Source organism: Vibrio sp. 1078-1 (genome assembly GCF_033340475.1).
This window is the reverse complement of sequence record NZ_JAWOWM010000409.1, coordinates 1-672: the sequence shown is the minus strand read 5'-3', so window position 1 is coordinate 672 and position 672 is coordinate 1. Positions and strand designations below refer to the sequence as shown.

The following is a 672-nucleotide window of genomic DNA, read 5'->3' as shown; positions in this document are numbered from 1 at the left end:
ACGCTAATGCGGTCCCTGAAGTCGAACTGACGCCATTCTTCTCGGGCATTTCACTTGATGTGACGCCACAAATCGACAACAAGGGCAACGTGTTCTTGCATGTGCATCCAGCGGTCATTGAAGTCACAGAAGAAGTGAAGCAGTTAAATCTTGGTGGTGATTTTCAAAACATTCAATTGCCTTTGGCAAAAAGCTCGATTCGCGAATCTGATTCGGTCATTCGTGCGAAAGATGGCGATGTAGTGGTTATCGGTGGCTTGATGAAGCAACAAAATGTCGAGCAAGTGTCAAAAGTCCCATTCCTTGGCGACGTGCCAGCTCTGGGTCACTTGTTCCGCAACACTTCGAATGTGACGCAAAAAACCGAGCTAGTTATTCTGCTTAAACCGACCGTTGTTGGCGTGAACTCTTGGCAAAAAGAGCTAGAGCGCTCGCGTGATTTGCTGCAAGAGTGGTTCCCTGATGCGCAATAAGCGCAGAAGAAACGTCAGCTTTTCAAAGAGTTTGTGATTCGTTATGTACTTGTCGCATTTTGGATTTCGAGTTCAACCTTTCTCACTGACCCCTAATACGGAAATGTTTTTGGGGTTAGTGCCTCACTATGAGGCGATTCAAACCATCTTAGCCGCCGTGCAGATGGGAGAAGGCGTGATTAAGGTGACAGGTGAAGTT

2 pseudogenes are annotated in these 672 nt (G+C 47.0%); both read left to right on the top strand.

The window, feature by feature from the left end:
* A pseudogene (locus R7190_RS27880) lies at window positions 1-473 on the top strand (pilus (MSHA type) biogenesis protein MshL); the annotation flags it as partial.
* Between the two features lie 43 nt (window positions 474-516).
* Window positions 517-672, top strand: a pseudogene (locus R7190_RS27875) (MSHA biogenesis protein MshM); the annotation flags it as partial.